We start from the raw sequence: 23316 nt of genomic DNA on the forward strand, positions 1-23316 counted from the left end.
AGCCCGTATGTTTTCCAAGTTCTTCATAGAACGCCCCATCTTCGCCAGCGTGATTTCGATCATTATCGTGCTGGGCGGGTTGGCGGCGATGCGGGCGCTCCCCATCGAGCAATATCCCCAGATCACCCCGCCGGTGGTCTCGGTCACGGCGTTTTATCCGGGCGCCACCCCGGAGGTGATCTCCCAGACCGTGGCTGCGCCGCTGGAGCAGCAGATCAACGGCGTCGAGCGGATGATCTACATGCAGTCGGGGTCGGCCTCCAACGGCCAGATGAACCTCAACGTCTACTTCGAGATCGGCACCGATCCGGATCAGGCCACCATCAACGTCAACAACCGGGTCTCGGCCGCCATGGCCCAGCTGCCGGAAGAGGTGAAAAAGCAGGGGGTGACGGTCAAGAAGAAATCGACCTCCATCCTGCAGGTGGTCACCCTCCAGTCACCGAACGGCTCGTTTGATACCACCTATCTGTCGAACTACGCCCTGCTCAACATCATCGACGAGCTCAAGCGGATTCCCGGCATCGGTGATACCACCTTGTTTGGCGGTACCGACTATGCGATGCGTATCTGGCTGCGGCCGGATCGACTGGCCCAGCTCGAGCTCACCCCGAGCGACGTGATTGGCGCCATTCGCGAACAGAACACCCAGTTCGCTGCGGGCAAGATCGGAGCCCAACCCACCACGGCCCCCATCGACTTCACCTACACGGTGCAGACCAAGGGGCGCCTTGAGGATGTGAAGGAGTTCCAGAACATCATCGTCCGCTCCATGCCCGATGGTTCCAAGATCCGGGTCCGCGATGTCGCCCGGGTCGAGCTGGGGGGCAAGGATTATGATCTGGTCGCCCGCGCCAACGGCAAACCGGCCATCGGTATCGCCACCTATCTGCAGCCGGGCGCCAACGCCGTCGCGGTTGCCGATGCGGTACACGCCACCATGGAGCGACTCAAGGAGCGCTTCCCGCAGGATATCGAGTACCAGATCCCCTACGACACCACCGAGTTCGTGAAGATCTCCATCGAAGAGGTGGTACACACCCTGTTCGAGGCGATCGTACTGGTGTTCGTGGTGGTCTATCTGTTCCTGCAGAACTTCCGCGCCACCCTGATCCCCTGTATCGCGGTGCCGGTGTCGCTCATCGGGACCTTCGCCGGCATGCTGGTGCTCGGTTTCTCCATCAACCTGCTGACCCTGTTCGGCATGGTGCTCGCCATCGGTATCGTGGTAGATGACGCCATCGTGGTGCTCGAGAACGTCGAGCGGATCATGAGCGAGAAGAAGTGCTCCGCCAAGGAGGCTGCCATCCTCGCCATGCAGGAGGTCTCCGGTCCGGTGGTCGCCATCGTGCTGGTGCTCTGCGCCGTGTTCCTGCCGGTCGCCTTTATGGGCGGCATGACCGGGGTGATGTACAAACAGTTCGCCATCACGGTCGCGGTCTCGGTCGCCATCTCCGGTCTGGTGGCACTGACTCTCTCCCCGGCCCTCTGTGCCGTGTTGCTCAAGGAGGGGCACCACAAACCGGCCCGTTTCTTCGTCTGGTTCAACAATAAATTTGACCAGCTGACCCGCGGCTATGTACGGGGTGTGGCCTTCCTCAACCGTCGGGTGGGGGTCGCCTTTGCCATCATCGCCGTGCTGATCCTCTCCATCTACGGCCTCTTCCTGAAAGTGCCGGGCGAACTGGTACCGAACGAAGATCAGGGCTACCTCATCTCCGCCGTCATGCTGCCGGATGCGGCCGCGATGAGCCGGACCCAGGCGGTAGCGGATCAGTTCGACAAGATCGCCATGGCCAACCCCCATGTGAAGGATGTGATCACCTTCTCGGGCTTTGACATTCTATCCAATGCCATCATCAGCAACAGCGGCATGACCTTCATTACCCTGAAGGACTGGAGTGAGCGTCAGGGGGCCGGACAGGACTCCTTCTCGCTGGCCAAGACCTTCCAGGGCTTGAGCCTGATGGGGCTGGCGGATGGCTTTGTCGCCTCCTTCAACCCGCCTCCCATTCAGGGGATGTCCACCACAGGTGGCCTTGAGGCCTATCTGCAAAACCGTGGCACCGGCAACGCCCAGGCCTTCTCCGGCGAAGTACAGCGCTTCCTCGAAGCGGCCAAGGCGCGCCCGGAGTTTGCCAGTGTCACCAGTACCTACCGCGCCAACGTGCCACAGGTCTATCTGGACCTGGATCGCGAAAAAGCCAAGGCACTGGGGCTGCCGATCAACGCGGTATTCGACACCATGCAGGCCACCTTCGGTCAGGTCTATGTCAACGACTTCAACCAGTTCGGCCGTACCTACCGGGTGCAGTTGCAGTCCGAGGCAGACTATCGCGCCAAGAAGAGTGACATCCGCAACGTCTATGTCCGCTCCGACAAGGGGGAGATGATCCCGCTCAGCAGTCTGGTGACGGTGCGTGATGCCACCGGCCCCGAACTGGTCGAACGCTTCAACATCTTCCAGGCCGCCAAGATCATGGCCCAGCCCGCCCCTGGCTACAGCTCGGGTCAAGCCATCGCCGCGCTGGAAGAGGTCGCCAATGAGGCTCTTGGCAACGACGCCAAGCTGGAGTGGACCGGCTCAGCCTATCAGGAGAAAGCGGCCGCAGGCAGCGCAGGCATGGCCTTTGGTTTCGGTATCGTGATGATCTTCCTGATTCTGGCCGCCCAGTATGAACGCTGGAGCCTGCCGTTTGCGGTGATCACCGCCGTACCGTTCGCCCTGTTCGGTGCCCTGCTCGCCACCTGGCTGGTGGGGCTGACCAACAACGTCTACTTCCAGATCGGGCTGGTGACCCTGGTGGGCCTTGCCGCCAAGAACGCCATCCTGATCGTGGAGTTCGCGGTGATGAAGCACGAAGAGGGGATGAGCCTCATCGAGTCGGCACTGGAGGCGGCACGCCTGCGTTTCCGCCCCATCGTGATGACCTCGCTCGCCTTCATCCTCGGCTGTGTGCCGTTGGTCACCTCCAGCGGGGCCGGTGCGGCAAGCCGTCACGCCCTCGGCTGGCCGGTCATCGGTGGCATGCTGGCGGCCACCTTTATCGCCATCTTCTTTATCCCGCTCTTCTTCCGCCTCATCATGAGAGGATCGGAAAAAAGGGCCTGACTATTCCGGTAAAGCTCACCAAGCCCCTCCCTCACGGAGGGGCTTTTTTATGTCGGTCCATTACATCGCAAACAGATAGGCCTTCATCGCCTTGAGGCGTACGGTGGCGGCACCGATGATGTCGATAAAGCCAAGAAGCGGATGGGGTTTATGTGCCGAAATCCAGGCTGAGCCGGTTGCCCCAATTGGCAAGTCCACACCATCCGGCACCAGCATGTCGAGCACCACTGTCCGGCCATGGCTCGACATGTTGTTGCCCACATGCTGCCGTACATCCTGATCCCCCTGCGCAACACTCATCTGGGCCTCCCCCGTACCAGTAAGTACTGAGTGCACCCGTGCCCGAAAGATGCGCCCGGGATAGGCATCTACATAAAACTCGGCAAACTGGCCTGGTGCTATGTTGCGAAAACTCTGATCCGGAATGCGAAACTCCAGAAACTTGCGAGAAGTGTCGTATAGGTGCATGTTGCCGGTACGGGAACCGCTGGCAATATTGACTATCGAGACCTGGCCATCAAACGGAGCCCTGATCACCTTCTCTTCATTCCGTCGCTCCTGCAAGGCCAGCTCTGTCTCTAGATTCAACACCTGAGCTTCAATCGCCTGAACCTTCGCTTCACTGGCACTCAGTTGCGCCAGATCGCCATCAATTTGGGTCTGCAGCTGGTCACGGCTCTGAATACTGGCAAAGTTACCCAACTGGGTCAGCCGAGCCAATTCCTTGTGATTGAGGTTCAGTCGTGACTGGATCGCTCGCTGCTGGCTTACCTCTGACGCCACCTGGGCATGCTGGGCGTCAATCTGATAGCTCAACGCCTGAGACTTACCGTTACTCTCCCAGTCCGCAAGACTATAAATGGGCTGACCACGTGCAACACGCTGATTATGCGCAACATAAATCTGATCTATCTGATGAAACTGGTTGATGCCTAGTAATGGTCCCAACACCGCATGAGGTGCCTTAACTGTCGCTGAATCGGTAAAATCCACCGGAGCCAAATGGCGAGAAGTAGTCAACAAACCAAGCGCCAATAACGCGCCAATTGCGGTACTCCAAAAACCAGTTTTTAGGTTCCAAGGCAATATGTTCAGCTTGACCAGCAACCACACGATCAGGATATAGGGCAGCAGGATCTCTTTCATGATGCCTCCCCCTCATGACGACCACGTCGAATACCATGGCCGATAATAAGGCTCATCCGCTCGCTCAGCACATCCCAACGAGCAAAGGCGATGATGACGGCAAGCACCCACCAGGTCTTGTCGATAAACAGTCCGCACAAGGAGAGCGCAAACACCAGGGTGATATGCACCGACTCAGACACCTTGGCACGATGCACAGCGATCTCATGCAGTTGCCACAGCAGATAGACCAGATAGAGGACCACATAGAGAGTGATCACAGTAATCACCCCCATAAAGATCTCGGAATCAAGCAGTACCATGATGGCTGGCAAAGCATGGTTGAACTTGGTCGCCTCAATTGGATAGATGTGGGCACCTTTCGAGAAGAAGACAACCAGAGCGACCGTGACCAATATAAACGTCAGGCGCCAAAGCCACCGCGCTAACGCAGAGGTTGATTGTGATGACATTTGATGTTGTTCCTTGAGTAACGGATGAGCAAACAAGTGGACCTCACGAGCCACCCAGCTAATAACGCGCCGGATCGGCGCGACGGCTAGGATGGAGAAGCCCCCAACCAGTGAAGGCTTGCAAGGCTCACAACTCAGAACTGGTGTTGCACACCGATGTTGAAGAAGTTCAGGTAGCTGTTGTTGTAGCTGCCGGACAAGTGCGGGCGACCGATCCCGTCCTGATCCACTGGCATATCACCCAGCCAGGCCAGGGTATAGCTGGCTTCCACCTTGGTGGCTGGGCTCAACTGATAACTGGCCCCCAGACCCCAGCGCCAACCAGAACCCACTGGAAGCATCACAGTACGGTACTCATCACTCACGGCACTACTGTCATAGCCTATTCCGCTGCTCAAACGCAGTGCAGGGGTGACATCAACCTGTGCCCCCAGGCTGGCATGCCATGTATCCTTGTAATTCATATCAATGGTTTGGCTGCCCATGGCAGATGCCACACCGATATCGCCAAAACGGGACCACTGCTGCCAGTTGGCACTGGCCAGCAAGGCCCACTGGTCGTTGAGCTGGTGATAGCCACTTAGCGTAATGGTCTGCGGAATCATGATCTCGACCCCTAGACCTGCCACATCAGCACGTGGGAAGAGCTGATCTTCCAGCTCCCACTTCAGTTCGGAGAAGTAGCTCAGGCCGATACGGGAGTGCTGATCCAGCTCGTAAAGTACCCCGAAGGAGGCGCCATACGCCCAGTCGCTGTTGGAAAATTCCCGCCCTTCCCCCATCCCGGACGTCAGATCCACAGAGGCTTCCAGCGAACCATTCATGGCGATCAGGCTGGCTCCCACTGACCAATTTGAGTCAATGCGGTACGCCAGACTCGGAGCAAAGGCGATGCCGGTCAGCTTGGCCGACTGGGTATAACCACGACCATCCCAGCCATCGCCATAATCGATACCCAGACCGTGACTGCCAAAAACGCCGATACCTGCGACCCATTGATCGTCGATGGCATGAGTCAGATAGAGACTGCCGAGCGGCGCGGTCTGCAGGGCATTTCCACCGTTGTTACCGCCGTTGTCCAGATCCAGCTCAAGGTCGCCGTATACCACACCGCCATTGACCTGCAACTGGGTACCTTCCAGTTTGGTCATACCGGCCGGGTTGCTTGCGATAGTATCTGCCCCTTGGGCACGGGCGGCAGACCCTGCGTTGGCCAGCGCACTGTTGGCAGTGCTGGTCTCGTAGAGGGCAAGGCCGCCAGCCATGGCTGATGGACTCAGCAAAGCGGCAAGCATCAGCGACAGCAGTCGTGGCTGCATTTCAATACTCCTGAATAGTGAACATGGTGAGCACCCGGCAAGGTGTGCTGCTCAAAAACACGGTTTGACTCTTTGATTGTCAGCATCCGGGAGACCTGCGGCTTTATACTGCTCGCTCATGGCGTCACGGGATGGATAAGGTCGGCAAGCACTCCTGCCGCAATCATTTATGCCGGAGCAAAAGAGTGAACCATCACGTCATCGTGGTAACTGACAGGGGGCATCCTAACGGGATGAGGGGCATGCTTCATTAGGGTTTGGCATACGCAATGGTTAAGCATTGCTTAAATATCCCCCCCAACACAGCACCTCTATTACATCACCGGCGCCATTGACCTTCACCTCGTGGCAAGGTTTACAGTCCCGCCATCTGCTCCCGAAGGATGCCCGGATTGTCACTCACCCAGCTTGCTGCAAGATTGCCCTCTGTTGCTCTGGCCCGGCTATTGCTGGCGCTGCTGCTCGTCTGCAATCTGACTCTCTGCATCAGCTGGCATGGTTCTCCCCTCTCCTCCGAGCCGACCCCAAGCAGCGCCCAGTCGATGGTGATGTTCGATTCATCCATGGCGATGGCGGATGGCGATATCTCTCATGCAATGCCTGCTATGGATCACCCGGGCGATGTCATGCCTCTCTCCTGCCATCAGGGAGACGAGGGGTCAGCCATGGGCGATGAGTGCCAGATGCAGACCGGCGTCAATGCTCTCTCCTTCGGCGCGATGACTCTGCTTGGGGTACTGGTCGCTCTGCTGCTCTTTCCCTTGCTACTTGGCAACAACGTCGCAGCGTCACTGCTTGATAACTGGTTGCGGGATCCCTTCCTGCGATCCCGCGGTACTCACCCTCCCTCCTGGCCGCGCCGACACCTGATGCTGTCGGTGCTGCGCCACTAGAAAGATCTTCTCTTGCGGCAGCGGCAAGCCTTGGCTTGCCCGTCTCCTGCCGCCTTGCCTGACCCTGTGCCCTGGCCAAACCGGCCCGCTCACAGGGAGCCGTGCGCGCTGATACAGCTGCGCCCCGTTTGCCGCCAGCCCCTTGGGTGATGCCTTGCACCTCACCCGACCGGCGGCCTGCACAAGAGAAGACGTATTATGTCACCAGCCCACTTTTCACCGTTCAAGGTTGCTGCCTTCGCGGGCGCCTTATCCTCCTGCACTTTCTGCATGCAGATCCGCGCCGGAGGCCAGTCATGAACAAGACCGTCCTGATGTCGGCCCTGCTGCTCGCCCTCGGCGCTGGTGGCGGCTACTGGGCCGCCAAACAGACCTCCGATGGCGCCAGCGCCAAAGAGAAAACGCCGCTCTACTGGGTCAACCCCATGGATCCCCGCGACAAGCGCGACGGCCCAGCCAAGGACAACATGGGGATGGACTTTATCCCCGTCTATGAGGAAAAACAGGGCGGCTCACCGGGCACCGTCACCATCAGCCCCGAGATCCAGCAGAACCTGGGGGTGCGACTGGCTAAGGTCGAGCGACTGCCTATCCACCAGCAGATCGAGACGGTGGGCTATGTCGGGTATGACGAGGATCGGCTGGAGGCGATCAACGCCCGCATGGCGGGCTGGATCCGCACCCTCGCCATCAAGAGTGAAGGGCAGCAGGTGAGCAAGGGGAGCCTTATTTACGAGCTCTACGCGCCGGATCTTGTCAACGCCCAGCACGAATACCTGCTCGCCCTCAACACCGCCAACCCACTGCTGCTGCGCGCCGCCGAGGGCAAGCTCAAGTCCCTGCAGGTGCCGGCGGATCAAATCGCCGCCCTCAAGCGCACCCGTCAGGTGCGCGAAACCATCAGCATTTACGCCCCCAGCAGCGGCTATGTCTCCGAGCTCAAGGTGCGAGAAGGCCAGTATGTGGAGCCCGCTGCGGCGCTGTTTAACATCAGCACCCTCCAGCAGGTGTGGGTCAGTGCCGAGGTGTTCGAGCGTCAAGCCGCCCAGCTGAAAGTGGGGGATCCGGTCACCATGACCCTCGACTATGCCCCCGGCCGCAGCTGGCAAGGTAAGGTGGATTACCTCTATCCGACCCTGGATGCCGCTACTCGCACCCTCAAGGTGCGGCTGCGCTTTGACAACCCGGACGAGTTTTTGAAACCCAATATGTTTGCCAAGGTGAGCATTCGCACCGGGCAGGGAGAGCCGCAATTGGTGGTGCCGAGCGAAGCGGTGATCCGCACCGGCAGTCAGGACAGGCTGGTGTTGGCGCTGGGGAATGGCAACTTCAAGTCGGTCGCCGTCACTCTCGGCCCCCAGTTTGGCGACAAGGTTGCCATCAAGGCGGGGGTGGAAGCGGGTGACAACATCGTCAGCTCGACCCAGTTCCTGCTCGACTCCGAGTCGGCCATCGATTCGGACTTCCAGCGCATGACGGCGGTGCGCCCTGCACAGGTGTGGACCCAGGGCGAGGTTGAAAGCATCGATCTGGCCAACCGTACCCTGATGGTCTCCCACCAGCCCATCCCCGAGTGGCAGTGGCCCGCCATGGAGATGGAGTTCACCGTCGCCGAAGGAGTCGACATCAGCAAGCTGGTCGAGGGGCAGACCCTGCACCTGCAGGTGATGCAGGAGGGGGATGAGTACCGCATCACCACCATCCATCAGGAGAAGGCACCCGCTACTGACGGCGAAGGCATGGACCATAGCCAGCATCAGATGGCGATGCCAGAGATGGAGAAGAAGTCATGATCCCTGCCATCATTCGCTGCCTGACAGGCAACAGCTCTCCGCTCTCTGCACCCAATGAGCAAGGAGCCCAACCATGATCTCCTCGATTATTCGCTGGTCCATCGGCAACCGCTTTCTGGTGCTGCTATTGACCCTCATGCTCACCGCATGGGGGCTCTGGTCGGTCAAGCAAACCCCGGTGGATGCCCTGCCGGACCTCTCCGACGTGCAGGTGATCATCAAGACCTCCTACCCGGGCCAAGCGCCCCAGGTGGTGGAGGATCAGGTCACCTACCCGCTCACCACCGCCATGCTGGCGGTGCCGGGCGCCACCACGGTGCGCGGCTACTCTTTCTTCGGCGACTCCTTCGTCTATGTGCTGTTTGACGACAACACCGACCTCTACTGGGCCCGCGCCCGGGTACTGGAGTATTTGAGTCAGGTTGCCCCGAACCTGCCCGCCTCCGCCCGTCCCCAGCTCGGCCCCGATGCCACCGGGGTGGGCTGGGTCTATCAGTACGCGCTGGTGGACAGAACCGGCAAGCACGACCTCAGTCAGCTCACCTCGCTGCAGAACTGGTTCCTCAAGTACGAGTTGCAGACGGTTGAGGGGGTCTCCGAGGTCGCCACAGTCGGTGGCATGGTGCGCCAGTATCAGGTGCGGGTCGATCCGGACAAGCTGCGCGCCTACGGCATCCCGCTCTCCCTTATCGAGACAGCCATCAAACAGGGCAATCAGGAGACAGGCGCTTCCGTCATCGAGATGGCGGAAGCGGAGTACATGGTGCGCTCCAACGGCTATCTGAAAAGCGTCGAGGATCTGAAGCAGATCCCGCTCGGCACCACGGTACGCGGCGCCCCGCTGCTGCTGGGTGACGTGGCGGATGTGGTCACCGGCCCCCAGATGCGGCGCGGCATCGCCGAGCTCAACGGCGAAGGGGAAGTGGTGGGCGGCATTATCGTCATGCGCTACGGCGAGAATGCCCAACACACCATCGATGGGGTCAAGGCGCGGCTGGCGGAGCTAAAAAGCAGCCTGCCAGAGGGGGTGGAGATCGTCACCGTCTACGATCGCTCCGACCTTATCCAGCGCGCTATCGACAACCTCTCCGGCAAGCTGCTGGAGGAGTTCGCGGTGGTGGTGCTGGTCTGCCTCGCCTTCCTGTTCCACCTGCGCTCGTCCCTGGTGGTGGTCATCTCCTTGCCCATCGCCATTCTGGTGGCCTTTATCGTGATGCATCTACAGGGGATCAACGCCAACATCATGTCGCTCGGGGGCATCGCCATCGCCATCGGCGCCATGGTGGATGGCGCCATCGTGATGATCGAGAACGTCCACAAACATATGGAGCGGGAGGCGCTCACCGACAAGAACCGCTGGCGCATCATCACAGAGGCGAGCATAGAGGTGGGGCCCGCCATCTTCTTCTCCCTGCTCATCATCACCATCAGCTTCCTGCCGGTGTTCGCGCTGGAGGCGCAGGAGGGGCGGATGTTCCACCCGCTCGCCTACACCAAGACCTACGCCATGGCCGCCGCTGCCGCGCTCGCCATCACGCTGGTGCCGGTGATCATGGGTTACTTCATCTGTGGCAAGGTGCTGGCGGAGCAGGCCAACCCGCTGAACCGTGGCTTAAGCCAGGCATATGTGCCGCTGCTCAAAGCCGTGCTGGCCCGTCCGAAAACCACTCTGGCTGTCGCCGCCGTGGTGACAGTGGCGGGCTTCTGGCCACTCAAGTACTTGGGCTCCGAGTTTATTCCGCCGCTCGATGAGGGGGACATCATGTATATGCCCACCACCGCAGCCAATATCTCGGTGGGCAAGGCGCGAGAGATTTTGCAGCAGACCGACAAGCTCATTCGCACCGTGCCCGAGGTGCAGAACGTGTTCGGGAAGGCGGGGCGCGCCGAATCGGCCACCGACCCCGCCGATCTGGTGATGATGGAGACCAGCATCCAGCTCAAGCCCCGCGATCAGTGGCGCCCCGGCATGACCCCGGAGAAGCTCAAGGAGGAGCTAGACTCCCTCATCCGCTTCCCCGGCCTCACCAACGCCTGGGTGCCCCCCATCAAGACCCGCATCGACATGTTGGCCACCGGCATCAAGACCCCGGTCGGTATCAAGATAGCGGGGCCGGATCTCAAGGTGATTCAACAGCTCGGCCAGCAGCTGGAACAGATCGTCGGCAAGGTGGAGGGCGCCTCATCGGTCTACGCTGAGCGGGTGGCCGGTGGCCGCTACGTCAAGGTGGATATCGACCGGCTGAAAGCAGCACGCTATGGCCTCAACATCGCAGATGTGCAGGCGGTGCTCGCCACCGCGGTGGGCGGCATGGAGGTGGGCCAGACCATCGAGGGGCGCGAGCGCTATCCCATCAACCTGCGCTATCCCCAGAGCTATCGTGACTCGGTGGCGAGCCTTGAGCTGCTGCCGGTGGTGACCCCGAGCGGGGCGCGCATCGCGCTGGCGGACGTGGCCCGGGTCTACATCAGCGACGAGGCCCCCATGCTGCGCAGCGAGAATGCACGCCTCAACGGCTGGGTCTACGTCGACATTCGCGGCCGCGATATCGGCTCCTTCGTCGATGAGGCCAAGGCCGAGGTGAACAAACAGCTGGTGCTGCCGGCAGGCTACGCCCTCACCTGGTCTGGCCAATACGAGTACATGGAGCGGGCCAAGGCGCGCCTCGCCTACGTGGTGCCGCTCACGGTCGCCATTATCGTGCTGCTGCTCTATCTGGCGTTTCGCCGCGTTCAGGAGGTACTGCTCATTCTCACCACCTTGCCGCTGGCGGTGGTGGGGGGGATCTGGACCCTCTGGCTGCTCGACTTCAACCTCTCGGTGGCGGTCGGGGTGGGCTTTATCGCTCTGGCGGGGGTGGCGGTGGAAACCGGCGTCTTGATGCTGGTCTACCTCAACCACGCCTGGGACGATCTCGTTGCCAGCGGCAAGCCGGACAAGGCTGGTCTGCATCGGGCGGTGATCCACGGCGCCGCCCTGCGCCTGCGTCCCAAGATGATGACGGTGGTGACCATTATCGCCGGCCTCTTGCCTATCATGTGGAGCCACGGCACCGGATCCGAGGTGATGCAGCGCATCGCCGCCCCCATGATCGGCGGCATGGTGAGCGCGCTGGTGCTGACCCTCTTGGTGCTGCCCGCGGCCTACTACCTGTGGCGCAGTCGCAGCCTTGGCAAGGGCGCGAACCCGCAATCCGAATAACCCGATTTCACGCTCCATATTGACTGAACGATGAGGAAACCATCATGAACTACAAGACGCTGACCCTGACCCTGCTGCTTGGCCTTGCCACCCAGACCAACCTGCAAGCCGAAGAGATGATGCACCATGAAGGACACGAGATGAGCCAGACGGGTGAGATGAGCGAACAGGCCGCAATGGTGATGACCAAGGGGGTCATTACCCGCCTCGATGAGGGGAGCGGCAAAGTCGGCATCAAGCACGAGGCGATCGAGAATCTCAAGATGCCCGCCATGACCATGGTCTTTCAAGTGGCAGCTCCGGCCCAGCTCAAAGGGCTCAAGGTGGGGGATGCCATCCACTTTCATGCCGAAAGCCAGAGCGGCAAGCTCACAGTGACAGCCATCCAGCCGCAATAAACGGCTCTGGCTCGCCGAAGAGGTCACGATAGACAGTGACAACGCAAGAGGGAGGCATCAGCCTCCCTCTTCTTTGGTCAACCTGTTCATGTGGTCAACCTCTGGCACGCGATGGCACTCAGCTGCGGGTTGCCAGCAACTGCTCCACATCCTCGATCACCTTGAGGGCCGCCTGCGGGCCGCCGCTCGAAGTCCAGAGCGACCCGTCCACGGCGCCAAAGCGCTTGGCCTTGATCACCGGCAGCTGCTGGAACGCCGGGGTCTGCTCCGCCTGACGCATGGCATCCACCGCATCACCACTGGCGCTCAGAGTGCCGACCACCAGCCAGTCAGCATCCAGCAGATTGAGGGACTCCAGACTCAGCGCCGGTGAGTGGGGTGCGCCAGTACCCTGCTGCTTGCTTGGGCGTACCAGCCCCATCGACTCAACCACGCTGCTGGCAAAGGTGCCCTGATACATAAAGCTCGGCCCCTTGGGGTTCCAGCGCACTATGCTGATGCTCTCCCCCTGATGCTTGGCCAGCTTGCTGCGGGCCTGAGTCAGCCGCTCGGCATACTGCAGCAAGAAAGTATCCCCTTGCTGGTCGCGGTTGAGGGTGTGGGCGGTGCGGCGGAAGCTATCCTGCCACGGCTCACCCCACTTGCTGGTCACCACGGTCGGCGCGATCTCCCCCAGCAAGGTCAGCAGCTCGGGACGGGTCTGGCCGGTCAGGATAAGGTCGGGCTCCAGCGCAATCAGCGACTCCAGATTGGGACTGTCGAGATCGCCGATCACCTGGATCCCCATGCCCGCCTTGTTCAGCAAATAGCGGGGCAAGGTGGGTTGACCACGGCCATTGACGGCGCCGATGGGGGTCAGCCCCAGAGTCAGGGTGCTGTCGAGTTCGAGCTCGCTCAGCACCACCACCCGCGTTGGCTGGGCTGGCACCTGCACCTTCTGGCCAAACGCATCGGTCACTTCACGCATCTCCTGCGCCTGAACCAGCGGCGCGGCCAGCATCAGGATGGCTGCTGCCAGGGCGGCAAAACGCTTCATCATCTTACTCCTTCTCGTTGCGCGGCCCGGATAATCGGCCACGAGGATACACTCGGTGGGCCCACAGAGCAGGCCCATATGACTCAACTCGCCGAACGCAGGGTGCGGCCATGTTCGTGGCGACGGGGCACGATAATGGGCGCCCCGTCGCCGGGGGCATGCAGAATGTCGACACTGGTCTGGTAGAGCCGGTCGATTAGATCCTTGGTCACCACCTCCCGGGCCGGGCCCATAGCGGCAATGGTCCCCTCGCCGATGGCGATCAGCTCGTCACAGTAGCGGGCCGCCATCGCCAGATCGTGGATCACCAGCAGCACGGTTTTGCCCTCGGCAGTGATGCGATGGATCGCCTCCATCACCTCGGTCTGGTGACCGATATCGAGGGCGCTGGTGGGCTCGTCGAGCAGCACCATGTCGCTGTCCTGCGCCAGGATCATCGCAAGCCAGGCCCGCTGCGCTTGCCCGCCGGAGAGAGACGCGGCGCTCTGCTGCCAGATGCTTTCAAGCTGCATCCGCTCGCAGGCAATACGCACCATGCGGGCATCCTCCTCACCCCACTGATTGAACCAGCCCTGATGAGGGTGGCGGCCATACTGCACCAACTGCTCCACCAGAATGCCGGCAGGCAGGGTCGGCCGCTGGGGCAGATAGGCGAGCTCCCGCGCCAGCCCCTTCATGGGGTAGCTGGCAAGCGGCTTGCCCTTGAGCAGGATTTCGCCGCGTTGGGCTTTCATCTGGCCGGATAGCAGCTTGAGCAGGGTCGATTTGCCGCAGCCGTTGGGGCCGACGATCCCCACCAGCTTGCCTCTCGGCACGCTGAAAGAGATGTCCCGCAAAATGGGGGTCTGCTGATAGGCGAAGTGGAGGCGATTTACGGTGAGCGTCATCAGTCAGCCCTCTGGCGATCGTTAACGAGAAGAAACAGCAGCAACAGGCCGCCGAGAATGCGGGTCATGATGCCGGTCGCCACCTCGTGGGGGCTGGCCAGCACCCGGACCAGGGTATCGCTGGCAAGCAGCAGCAGGGCGCCGCTAAGCGCCGCCAGCCAGAGCGGCACCACCCGGTCTTTCACCAGCCAGGAGGCAAGAATGGGGGCCGCCATGGCGATAAAGACCACGGGGCCGCCGATGGCGGTGCCGAGCGCCGCCACCAGAATGGCCTGGGCCAGAATGCCCAGTTGTACCCGATCGCCGTTGACGCCAAGCCCTCTGGCCATCTCGGGGCCAAAGCGCAGCACCGCCAGCGAGCGGGAGAGATAGACGATCCAGGGGCAGAGCAGCAGCAACAGGATGGCAATCGGGGTGATGGTGCTGTAACCCACGGCGATAAAGCTGCCCATATTCCACAGATAGAGGGAGCTCAAGTGCAGCAGGGCCTGGCTGGACATCACAAACTGGCCGAGCGCCTCGAACAGTTCGGAGAGACCGATACCGATCACTACGAACAGATAGCCCTGCTCACCCGGTTTGCGGCAGAGGGCATAGAGCACCAGCGCCGCGAAGATGGCGCCGATGGGGGCCGCCCACCAGGGCCAGCTGCCCACGGTCAGGTAGAGGGAGAAGATGATGATGGCCAGAGAGGCGCCGTTGTTGACCCCCACCATGTCGGGTGTGGCCAGCCGGTTGCGAACCAGAGTCTGCACCAGACAGCCGGAAAGCCCCATGGCCGCCCCCGCCACCACGACCCCAAGGATACGCGGCAGCCGGATCTTGAACAGGGTGAGCTGCTCAAGCCGCGTCCCCTCCCCCAGCAGAGTGTTGACCACCCCGGCAAAGCCGAGTTTGCCGCCGCCAACGCTCAGGGCCAGCAGAGCAAGCGCCAGCAGCGCCATGGCCAGCAGAGCCAGCCAGCGCCAGCTCGGCAGATGGATCAGCAAAGAGCGGTTGCCGGCCCGCAGGCAGAGCATATCGGTAGGTGTGCGCATCAGCCCCTCACTTGACAGTCAGCAGGGTACGAAAGCCCCCGCGATGAACAATGGTGATCAGTACAGGCGCGCCAATCAGGGCCAGAATAACCCCGTTTGGCAGCTCGAACGGCTGGATCAGCCAGCGCGCCAGAATGTCGGCCAACAGCAGAAACAGCATGCCGAACAGGGCGGAGAAACAGACCTGCACCGACAGCTTCACCGGCTCCACCAATCGGCCACAATAGGCGGCCAGAAAGCCGACAAAGCCGATAGGGCCGGCGATGGCGATGGCACTGGCGGTAAACAGGGTGGCGGCCAGCAGCACGCCAATTCGCACCCGGTTTGGGCGGATCCCCAGCGCCTGGGCCTGACTATCCCCCATCTGCATCAGGGTCAGCTGGCGACAGAGCAGCAAGGTGATGACAAACGCCGCCAGCACGAAGGGCAGCACGGCGATGATGGCATCGAGATTGGCCGCCGACAGGGAGCCGAGGTTCCAGAAGCGGTACTGCTCCAGCACCATCTTGTTGGAGAGCAGCAGAAAGCTGGAGAGACCGCCGAAGGTGGCGGAGAGCGCCACCCCGACCAGAATAAGCTTCAGCGGATTGGAGCGGCCAATCATCATGCCTAGCCCCAGCACAATCACGTTGCCGAGCAGCGCGCCGAGGCCGGCCCAGAGCAGATAGCCGTAGGCGGACTCCACCCCGAACCAGGTGAGCCCCACCACCAGCGCAAAGACGGCCCCGGCGTTGACCCCGAGCAGACCGGGCTCCGCCAGCGGGTTGCGGGTCGCGCTCTGTAACAAGGAGGCCGCCAGAGATAAAGAGGCGCCGACCACCATGGCACAGAGGGTGCGCGGCAGTCGCAAGGTATTGAGCACCATGGCGAGCTTATCGTCACTCGCCCAAGGCGCGTCACCCATCAGGTAGCCGAACACCTCGCGGGCACCATAAACACCCGCACCGGTGGCGAGCGAGAGGCAAAACAGCGTGCAGAGAAGGAACAATGCCAGCCAGAACAGAGGGGTCTGGTACTTAACCACCCTTTACGACTCCTTGCGTTGGGTCTGACAACATGCAGCCAAACCGACGTGAAAACAGGGCGCTCTTGTGTCAACGGAAATAACAACGCCGCCCGGACGAATACCCGGACGGCGCAATACTAAATGCAAATCATTTTTATTTGCAAGAGTAAATCAGGTATTCTTTCGCATCCGCTTAATTATCCATCACATCGTGACGGGTCTGGTGATAGGCCTCTTCACTCTTGCCCCGACGCCAGTACGGCACGGCGTAGAGCGACTGGCGATCCACCTCAAGCACGGAACGAAAATGGCGGCGCAGCGGCAGCACCAACGCCTCTTCCCCACCCAGCCAGAAGAAGCCGCCATCGCGCACCAGCGGCAGAGCAATCACATGCTCCAGCAGGCCGCTGGACTCGGGCTCGCCGACAAACCAGTGACAGCGCACCCCGACCGGTAGCGTCAATGGTTGAGCATCGGCCTGATCCGGCACCAGAATCGCAATTTCCCCGCTGGCATCTGCAGGCATCACCTCACACATCGCCATGATGGCGGGCAAGGCGGTGAGATCCCCCACCAGGCAGTAGTGATCGGCCGGTTGCAGCATGGGATTGGGGCCACCCGGCCCGGAGAGGATCACCTTCTCTCCCGGCTTGGCATGGGTGGCAAAGGCGCTGGCGGGCCCGCCGTCACCGTGCAGCACGAAGTCGATATCAATTTCCTGCTCATCACGGCGAAACGCGCGGATGGTGTAGGTGCGGATCACCGGCTTGTCAGCCGGGTCACTCCAGCGCGGGCCGCTCGGGGTCATGGCAGGCAGCACCGGCTCTACCTGATGGGGCTGGGCCAGCATCACCTTGATATGGGCCCCACCGCAGGTAAAGGGATAGTCAGCCAACTCGCTGCCACCAAAGGTGATGCGACGCAAATGGGGGGTGATCTGGGTGATGGCTTTGACAGTCAGCAGACGGGGACGATTGGGAGGCAGAGATGGGGACACGATGGGGCTCCTCGTTGAGTGTGTCGCCCATGCTACACGCAAATAGGAATCACTATCAAATAAGATTATTTCTCGTCTAATAGCTACAAATCGAATTCAAACGCCCCCAACTACTGGCGTCCACACCCCAATCCAGACATAGGCTTTATGCACGCTAGCTCCATGATTGGGCAAAGAAAGCAGCCGGACAACGCCACCGTCACAAAGGGTTCCATTTGCTTATTTCGACCATAGTTTTTCGAGATCAAATTTTATTTCCCAATAAGTTTCCTATCCTTAGTGAAGCAGTTAATGTAAGCACAGGATGCCAAACAGGATTGTATGATGGATGACCAGATCCTGATTATTGATGATGACGATCTCTCCCTCCCCGACGCACAGCAAGCGGGCTGGAAGGTGATGATTGTTGACGATGAGCCTGAAGTGCATCGCATCACCAAAATCACCTTGAACAAATTCGAGTTTGACAATCGCCCCATCGATTTTCTGCATGCCTATTCCGCGGCGCAGGCCAAAGAGTTGCTGGCCACCACCCCGGACGTTGCCCTGTTGCTGCTGGACGTGGTGATGGAGGTCGACCACGCCGGCCTCGATGTCGTCAAATACGTCCGTGAAGACCTGCAAAACAAGATGGTACGCATCGTGTTGCGTACCGGCCAACCCGGCCAGGCGCCGGAAGATGACGTGGTCACCAATTACGACATCAACGACTACAAGGATAAAACCGAGCTCACCTCCCAGAAGCTGCGTACCCTGCTGCGTGCGAGTCTGCGTTCATATAGAGATATCCGCACTCTGGAAAGCAACCGTCAGGGGCTGGAAAAAGTCATCGAAGCCTCCAAGGGGATCTTTGAGAAACGGGCCCTGCGCCAGTTTGTCGAAGGCGCCCAGGAGCAGCTCAGCGCCTTGCTCCATCTGGGGGAAACCCAGATATACGACGTCAAGCAATACGCCTATGAGGTGAAGGATCAAGTATTGGAGCCCCTGCTCCCCGGCCATCCCGCCATGCTCCTTACAGAAGCGCCGGAGATCCTGCGCCAGGCTATGAGCAAGCGCAGCAACGTCTATAACGCCACCCAGATGGTGCTCTACTGCCAGAATCCGCGCCACCACCTGCTGTTCCACATCGAGACCACCCGCCAGCTCAGCCAGATCGATACCAGTCTGCTGACCCTGTTTACCGAAAACATCATAGTGGCGCTGGAGAATATCCGGCTCAATGAGGTGATCGCCGACAACCAGCGGGAGATCATCTATCGCATCGGCGAACTGGTCGAAACCCGTTCAAAAGAGTCAGGGCTGCACGTCAAACGGGTCGCGCTCTATACCGAACAGTTCTGCCACCTGATGGGCATGAGCGAAGAGCAGAGCGAGCTGGTGAAACGTGCCTCGCCGCTCCATGACATTGGCAAGGTGGGAATTCCCGATGCCATCTTGCACAAGCCGGGCAAGCTGACACCGGAGGAGTGGGAGATCATGAAAACCCACGCCCAGCTCGGGCAGGATATGCTCTCCGGCAGCGATCTGGCGCTGTTTCAGATTGGTGCCACCATCGCTGGCAATCACCATGAGAAATGGAATGGCAGTGGCTATCCCCGTGGTCTGAAAGGGACGGATATTCCGCTGGAGGGGCGGATTGTGGCGCTGGCTGATGTATTCGATGCCCTGGGTTCGGACCGCTGCTACAAGAAGGCGTGGCCGCTGGACAAGGTGCTGGCCCTGATTGAAGAGGAGAAGGGGCAGCATTTCGACCCCCAGCTGGTCGAGCTGATGATGGCCAATCTGGACAAGTTCCTCGAGATCCGCGAGCAGAACAAGGATGTCTATATCGGCGAACACTGATAGCCAGCTTGTTCTGTTTATGAACTAAAAAACCGCCCTGCTTATCAGGGCGGTTTTCTATATCTGGCATCACGTCACTTCAGAGCGAGAAGTACGAGAGTTACTGCTCTGGCAGATTGAGATCCAGCTTGGCAGCAGGTTGTCCAGCTTGCTGACTCTCGGCCTGTGCAGCGGCCAGAGCACGCTTCAGGGCACGCCGTTTTTGTATCACCACAAACCCGACCCCACCCAATACCGCCAGCAGCACACCACCACCCGCCAATGCCCAGATCAGCCAGCCCATTTCCTCCTCTGCCGGAGCTTCATGGGTCGCCTCGGCACTGGAGGCCGGTGCGGCGGCCGACACCACCTCTACAGGAGGCGGCGGTGGCGGGAATACATTGAAGGTTTTCACCGGCAACTCGATTTTCAGCTCACGGCCGAGGCGAGTGGTGCCATAGAGGGTTGCTTTCACCTCATGCTGACCGACCTCCTTGATGTTGGAGAGATCGATATCAAGCTTGGGATCGCTGGCGATCTCGCTGAACTCGTAGAGGCCGCCCACATTGCTGGTCACACTCCCCTTGACCACCACGGAAGTAGGATCCAGCTCATCACGGTCGATTAGCAGTGAGAGCTTGGCACCCAGCTCATCCGAAGGCGGCGACAAGTTATAGCTGAACGGATAGGGGTAAAGCAGCACATCTTGATAACGGGCACGGACAAACACCTGATTGCCCGTGCTGAACATGGCGCGGTACTTGCCACCGGGAATATCCTGCAGCGTCACTTCCGCCGTCATGATGCCATCGCCTGGCACCTCATCTAGCCCCTTGCCATCATCGCGATAGTGGCCAAGCACTTGATCCAGCACGATCTCTTTCTTATCGGCATCGCTGAACGATTGCAGCTTGACGGTCATGCCAAGGTCAGAGAGATAGTATTTATCTTTCGGCGGCTGACCATTGATCAGCAACCACGCCTTGAGCTTGACCACCTCCCCCTGATAGAGCTGCATCGGCAGGGCGGCGATATCGAGCCGGATATCGGAGAGAATGCGCACCCGGTTGTCGGGATCTACCTCGCCAATCGCCTGCCAGGGGCCCGGCATGGGATTGCGCAGGGTAATGAGATCATGCTCCGGCAACGCCAGCCAACCCACATCTGCGGGTTTGACCTTGCCCACGTAAAGCTTGCTGCCATCGGGGCGAACCAGGATCACGGACGGGGTGCCCGGCTTGCGCTTGATGATGAAGGTTATCTCCTTAACCCCATAATCGATGCGAAAGCGGTTATCCAGCAGCGGAATATCGGAAGGGGCAAATACCTCGGTCGCCGTCGCCCCCAGCGAGAGCAACAGCAGCAGACCGGCACACCACTTGCTCATTGCCGCCACAGACAACTTCCTCCTTTCTTCTGTACCAGGTCCAGTCTCGCCTCGTGCAGGGCCTGAACCTCGGTGCTGGCACGCACCACCTTGAGGGCGGGTCGGTTGCTCTCCAACCGGCGAATACTGGTGTCCTGATTGCTTTCGTTTTCGTTGCTTTCGGTGGCCAGATTGAGTTTGGTCTGGCCGCCGGTCATCAGCAGGTAGACGTCCGCCAGGATCTCCGCATCTAGCAAAGCCCCGTGCAGGGTACGGTGGGAGTTGTCGATGCCGTAACGATCGCACAGCACATCCAGGTTGTTGCGCTTGCCGGGGAAGAGATCCCGCGCCATCGCCAGGGTATCTGTGATGGTGCAGATATCCGCCGTCTTGAAGTTGAGTCCGAGCTTGCTGAACTCGTAGTCCATGAAGCTCACGTCAAACGGCGCGTTGTGGGCAATCAGTTCGGCGCCGCGGATGAACTCGAGGAATTCGTCGGCAATCTGGCTGAACGACGGTTTGTCACGCAGAAACTCGTCGGTGATACCGTGCACCTGGATCGCTTCCGGGTCGACCAGACGATCAGGCTTGATATAGACGTGATAGTGGTTACCGGTCAGCTTGCGGTTGATCACCTCCACACAGCCGATTTCGATAATGCGGTGCCCCAGATAGACAGGGCCACCCGCCGTATTCATACCTGTGGTTTCAGTATCCAGAATGATCTGGCGATTCAGTTGGGGTGTGTTCATGATCCAATCTATGTCAAACTTCGGCTTTACTTACTCGCTAGTTTACCCCAAGCCTCATGTTAAAACAGATTGATTGCTCATGTTAAAACAGATTGATGTCTATACCGACGGCTCCTGCCTCGGCAATCCGGGTCCGGGTGGTTACGGGGCCGTGATGGTCTACGGCAAGCACCGCAAAGAGATTTCTGCCGGATTCAAGTTGACCACCAATAACCGGATGGAGCTGATGGCTGCCATCATGGGGCTGCGCACCCTCAACGAACCGTGCAAGGTGCGCCTCACCACCGACAGCCAGTATGTGCGCCAGGGGATCACCCAGTGGATCATCGGCTGGAAGAAGAAAGGGTGGATGACCGCCAACCGGCAACCGGTCAAGAACGTCGATCTCTGGAAGGAGCTGGATGCGGAAGTGGGTCGCCACCAGATTGAGTGGCTCTGGGTGAAGGGTCACTCCGGCCACCCGGAGAACGAACGGTGCGACGAACTGGCCAGAGAGGCCGCCTGCGGCAAGGATCTGGCCGAGGATACCGGCTACCAGCCCTGACGGGCCATTCCCGGTGTAGTGAGGGACTTTGGCAGTTGCCAGCGCCGCCGCACCGGGATCAGTGGAAAGCGCCTTTTACGGGCCGCAATCACGTATACCGATGCAAATGCCCTGCAATAATCCCGCCCGATACTCTCCCGCCACCAACTGTGCCAGCTCTGTTTACCCATAAACGAGTAACCGAAACGCTCGTCGAACATCACCTCGCATCCCAGCAGATGCAGCCAGTCCGTCACCCGCCCCGGGGTAAACATCCGTGCCGACCAAGGCATTCTGCGCCGCAAGAACGGCACACAATGACCGATCCCGACCAGACTCATGGGGTTATAGCCACTGATGATCAGCCAGCCATCGTCGGTCAATACTCTTTCGGCTTCGCGCAACACTTGGTGGGGATCGGCGGAGAAATCGAGGCAGTGAGCCAGCAGGCAGGCATCGACGCTGCCGGTCCGCACCGGCAGATCGAGGGGATCGCCATACATGTCGAGCAGCCGTCCGCCGGGGGCGACCCCGATCTGATGACGAATGGAGGAGCGCTTGCAGGAGAGTTCAGCGCTCAGGGCGCCAATTTTCAGCAGATGATACCCAAACAGATTGGGGCACCAGTTGTCGAGCCGATCCTGGATCTCGGCCGCCACCCAGTCCCCCATAGGCAATGCAGACCAGCTGGTCGGGATCTCGATTTGTTGTTCGGTACGTGCCACCTGCATAATAGGGCTCAACTCGGGGTTTCGAACGCCATCCTGTTATATAAGATACCCTCCCTAAAGAGAAGCAGACTCATGTATCCAGTGATCACAGTTCCAGCCTTTAATGACAACTACATCTGGTTGATCCGCCACGAAAATCACTGTCTGGTGGTCGATCCGGGCGATGCCGCCCCCGTGCTGGAGCGGCTCGAGGCATTGGGGCTGGTGCTCGATGCCATCCTGCTGACCCATCACCATAACGACCATGTCGGGGGCGTCACCGACCTGCTTGCCCACTTCCCCCACGCCCGGCTCTATGGCCCCAAACTTGACCCGATGCCGGATCACCACGGTCAGTGGCTGGAAGATGGCGATCAGATCAACTGGCACGGCCTCGCCCTCGAGGTGATCCATGTGCCCGGGCACACTCGCGGCCACATCGCCTACCACGGCAACGGCATGCTCTTTTGTGGCGATACCCTCTTCTCGGCCGGTTGTGGCCGCCTGTTTGAAGGGACGCCGGAACAGATGTACCACTCGCTGCAACGACTCGCCGCCCTGCCCGATGAAACACTCATTTATTGTGCCCACGAGTACACACTCTCCAACCTGCGTTTTGCATATGCGGTCGAGCCGGACAACCCGGCGATCCGCCGCCAGATCGGGCTGATCAGCAAACTGCGGCAACAAGGGCTGCCAAGCCTGCCAACCCGGCTGGGTGACGAACGCACTTTCAACATTTTTCTGCGCTGCGAACAGGATTCAGTGAAATTTTCTGCTGAAAAGCATGGGCTAAAATGCGTGGAAAATCCGGTAGATACCTTCACCATCCTGCGTCAGTGGAAGGACGTTTTTTGAACAAACCT

The 23316-nt window shown here is 60.0% G+C and carries 19 protein-coding genes; 8 read left to right on the forward strand and 11 right to left on the reverse strand.

The genetic code is table 11. The features are described 5' to 3' along the window. The first annotated feature begins 7 nt into the window (after positions 1 to 7). On the forward strand, positions 8 to 3112 hold the full coding sequence (locus tag ACB042_RS06045; RefSeq protein WP_371178042.1) for an efflux RND transporter permease subunit: 3105 nt from the start codon (positions 8 to 10) through the stop codon (positions 3110 to 3112). Between the two features lie 60 nt (positions 3113 to 3172). Here the strand turns inward: ACB042_RS06045 and ACB042_RS06050 are convergent, their stop codons facing one another. The 3 genes from ACB042_RS06050 to ACB042_RS06060 all read right to left on the reverse strand — a co-directional run bounded on the left by ACB042_RS06050 (position 3173) and on the right by ACB042_RS06060 (position 6029). Continuing rightward, the gene (locus tag ACB042_RS06050; protein WP_005361696.1) at positions 3173 to 4258 is read right to left on the reverse strand and encodes an HlyD family secretion protein; all 1086 of its coding nucleotides are present in this window, start codon (positions 4256 to 4258) and stop codon (positions 3173 to 3175) included. Then, positions 4255 to 4653 carry a hypothetical protein gene (locus ACB042_RS06055; RefSeq protein ID WP_225315416.1) on the reverse strand — a complete coding sequence of 133 codons (399 nt, stop codon included), beginning with the start codon at positions 4651 to 4653 and terminating at the stop codon, positions 4255 to 4257. The genes ACB042_RS06050 and ACB042_RS06055 overlap by 4 nt, the downstream gene beginning before the upstream one ends. 191 nt (positions 4654 to 4844) lie before the next feature. Next, on the reverse strand, positions 4845 to 6029 hold the full coding sequence (locus ACB042_RS06060) for an OmpP1/FadL family transporter (RefSeq protein ID WP_123172752.1): 1185 nt from the start codon (positions 6027 to 6029) through the stop codon (positions 4845 to 4847). 392 nt (positions 6030 to 6421) lie between these two features. On the opposite strand from ACB042_RS06060, the gene ACB042_RS06065 reads away from it, so the two are divergent. From ACB042_RS06065 to ACB042_RS06080, 4 genes are all read left to right on the forward strand, one after another. After that, complete coding sequence (locus tag ACB042_RS06065) at positions 6422 to 6922, forward strand: hypothetical protein (protein ID WP_080768687.1); 501 nt, start codon at positions 6422 to 6424, stop codon at positions 6920 to 6922. A gap of 296 nt (positions 6923 to 7218) precedes the next feature. Next, entirely contained in the window at positions 7219 to 8715 is a 1497-nt protein-coding gene (locus tag ACB042_RS06070; RefSeq protein WP_371178043.1) for an efflux RND transporter periplasmic adaptor subunit, read from the forward strand. Between the two features lie 73 nt (positions 8716 to 8788). Further along, positions 8789 to 11917: an efflux RND transporter permease subunit gene (locus ACB042_RS06075; protein WP_371178044.1), complete on the forward strand. Its 3129-nt coding sequence runs from the start codon at positions 8789 to 8791 to the stop codon at positions 11915 to 11917. A 44-nt stretch (positions 11918 to 11961) separates the two neighbouring features. Further along, the gene (locus ACB042_RS06080) at positions 11962 to 12315 is read left to right on the forward strand and encodes a copper-binding protein (protein ID WP_371178045.1); all 354 of its coding nucleotides are present in this window, start codon (positions 11962 to 11964) and stop codon (positions 12313 to 12315) included. A gap of 118 nt (positions 12316 to 12433) precedes the next feature. Here ACB042_RS06080 and ACB042_RS06085 read toward each other — a convergent pair whose 3' ends face one another. The 5 genes from ACB042_RS06085 to ACB042_RS06105 form a co-directional block, all read right to left on the reverse strand. Next, entirely contained in the window at positions 12434 to 13351 is a 918-nt protein-coding gene (locus tag ACB042_RS06085) for an iron-siderophore ABC transporter substrate-binding protein (RefSeq protein ID WP_236302341.1), read from the reverse strand. Between the two features lie 83 nt (positions 13352 to 13434). Continuing rightward, complete coding sequence (locus ACB042_RS06090) at positions 13435 to 14238, reverse strand: ABC transporter ATP-binding protein (protein ID WP_076495127.1); 804 nt, start codon at positions 14236 to 14238, stop codon at positions 13435 to 13437. Continuing rightward, the gene (locus tag ACB042_RS06095; protein WP_371178046.1) at positions 14238 to 15275 is read right to left on the reverse strand and encodes a FecCD family ABC transporter permease; all 1038 of its coding nucleotides are present in this window, start codon (positions 15273 to 15275) and stop codon (positions 14238 to 14240) included. Before ACB042_RS06095 ends, ACB042_RS06090 begins: the two co-directional genes overlap by 1 nt. Before the next feature lie 7 nt (positions 15276 to 15282). Beyond that, positions 15283 to 16299 (reverse strand): FecCD family ABC transporter permease, encoded by a 1017-nt coding sequence (locus ACB042_RS06100; protein ID WP_371178047.1) that lies wholly within the window; start codon positions 16297 to 16299, stop codon positions 15283 to 15285. A gap of 175 nt (positions 16300 to 16474) precedes the next feature. Next, positions 16475 to 17278, reverse strand: a complete 804-nt coding sequence (locus ACB042_RS06105; RefSeq protein ID WP_371178048.1) for a siderophore-interacting protein — start codon at positions 17276 to 17278, stop codon at positions 16475 to 16477. Positions 17279 to 17602: 324 nt separating this feature from the next. Between ACB042_RS06105 and ACB042_RS06110 the strand changes: the two genes are divergently transcribed. After that, entirely contained in the window at positions 17603 to 19120 is a 1518-nt protein-coding gene (locus tag ACB042_RS06110) for an HD domain-containing phosphohydrolase (protein WP_167566457.1), read from the forward strand. A gap of 100 nt (positions 19121 to 19220) precedes the next feature. Here ACB042_RS06110 and ACB042_RS06115 read toward each other — a convergent pair whose 3' ends face one another. Together ACB042_RS06115 and dnaQ are read right to left on the reverse strand one after the other, a co-directional pair. Continuing rightward, on the reverse strand, positions 19221 to 20486 hold the full coding sequence (locus tag ACB042_RS06115) for a TIGR03503 family protein (protein WP_371178049.1): 1266 nt from the start codon (positions 20484 to 20486) through the stop codon (positions 19221 to 19223). Then, positions 20483 to 21217, reverse strand: a complete 735-nt coding sequence (gene dnaQ, locus ACB042_RS06120) for a DNA polymerase III subunit epsilon (RefSeq protein ID WP_064336501.1) — start codon at positions 21215 to 21217, stop codon at positions 20483 to 20485. The genes ACB042_RS06115 and dnaQ overlap by 4 nt, the downstream gene beginning before the upstream one ends. 79 nt (positions 21218 to 21296) lie before the next feature. Here dnaQ and rnhA point away from each other — a divergent pair, with 79 nt between their 5' ends. Then, positions 21297 to 21761, forward strand: coding sequence for a ribonuclease HI (gene rnhA, locus ACB042_RS06125; protein WP_005353268.1), 465 nt, complete (start codon positions 21297 to 21299; stop codon positions 21759 to 21761). On the opposite strand, the gene ACB042_RS06130 is transcribed toward rnhA, so the two are convergent. Then, the gene (locus ACB042_RS06130; protein WP_216961837.1) at positions 21749 to 22471 is read right to left on the reverse strand and encodes a methyltransferase domain-containing protein; all 723 of its coding nucleotides are present in this window, start codon (positions 22469 to 22471) and stop codon (positions 21749 to 21751) included. The two genes, rnhA and ACB042_RS06130, sit on opposite strands and share 13 nt — an antisense overlap. A gap of 72 nt (positions 22472 to 22543) precedes the next feature. Between ACB042_RS06130 and gloB the strand changes: the two genes are divergently transcribed. Next, the gene (gloB, locus tag ACB042_RS06135) at positions 22544 to 23308 is read left to right on the forward strand and encodes a hydroxyacylglutathione hydrolase (RefSeq protein ID WP_362786974.1); all 765 of its coding nucleotides are present in this window, start codon (positions 22544 to 22546) and stop codon (positions 23306 to 23308) included. The last annotated feature ends 8 nt before the right edge of the window (positions 23309 to 23316 follow it).

The sequence above is a fragment of the Aeromonas sp. S13(2024) genome (genome assembly GCF_041402405.1).
Classification (GTDB): Bacteria; Pseudomonadota; Gammaproteobacteria; order Enterobacterales; family Aeromonadaceae; genus Aeromonas; species Aeromonas veronii.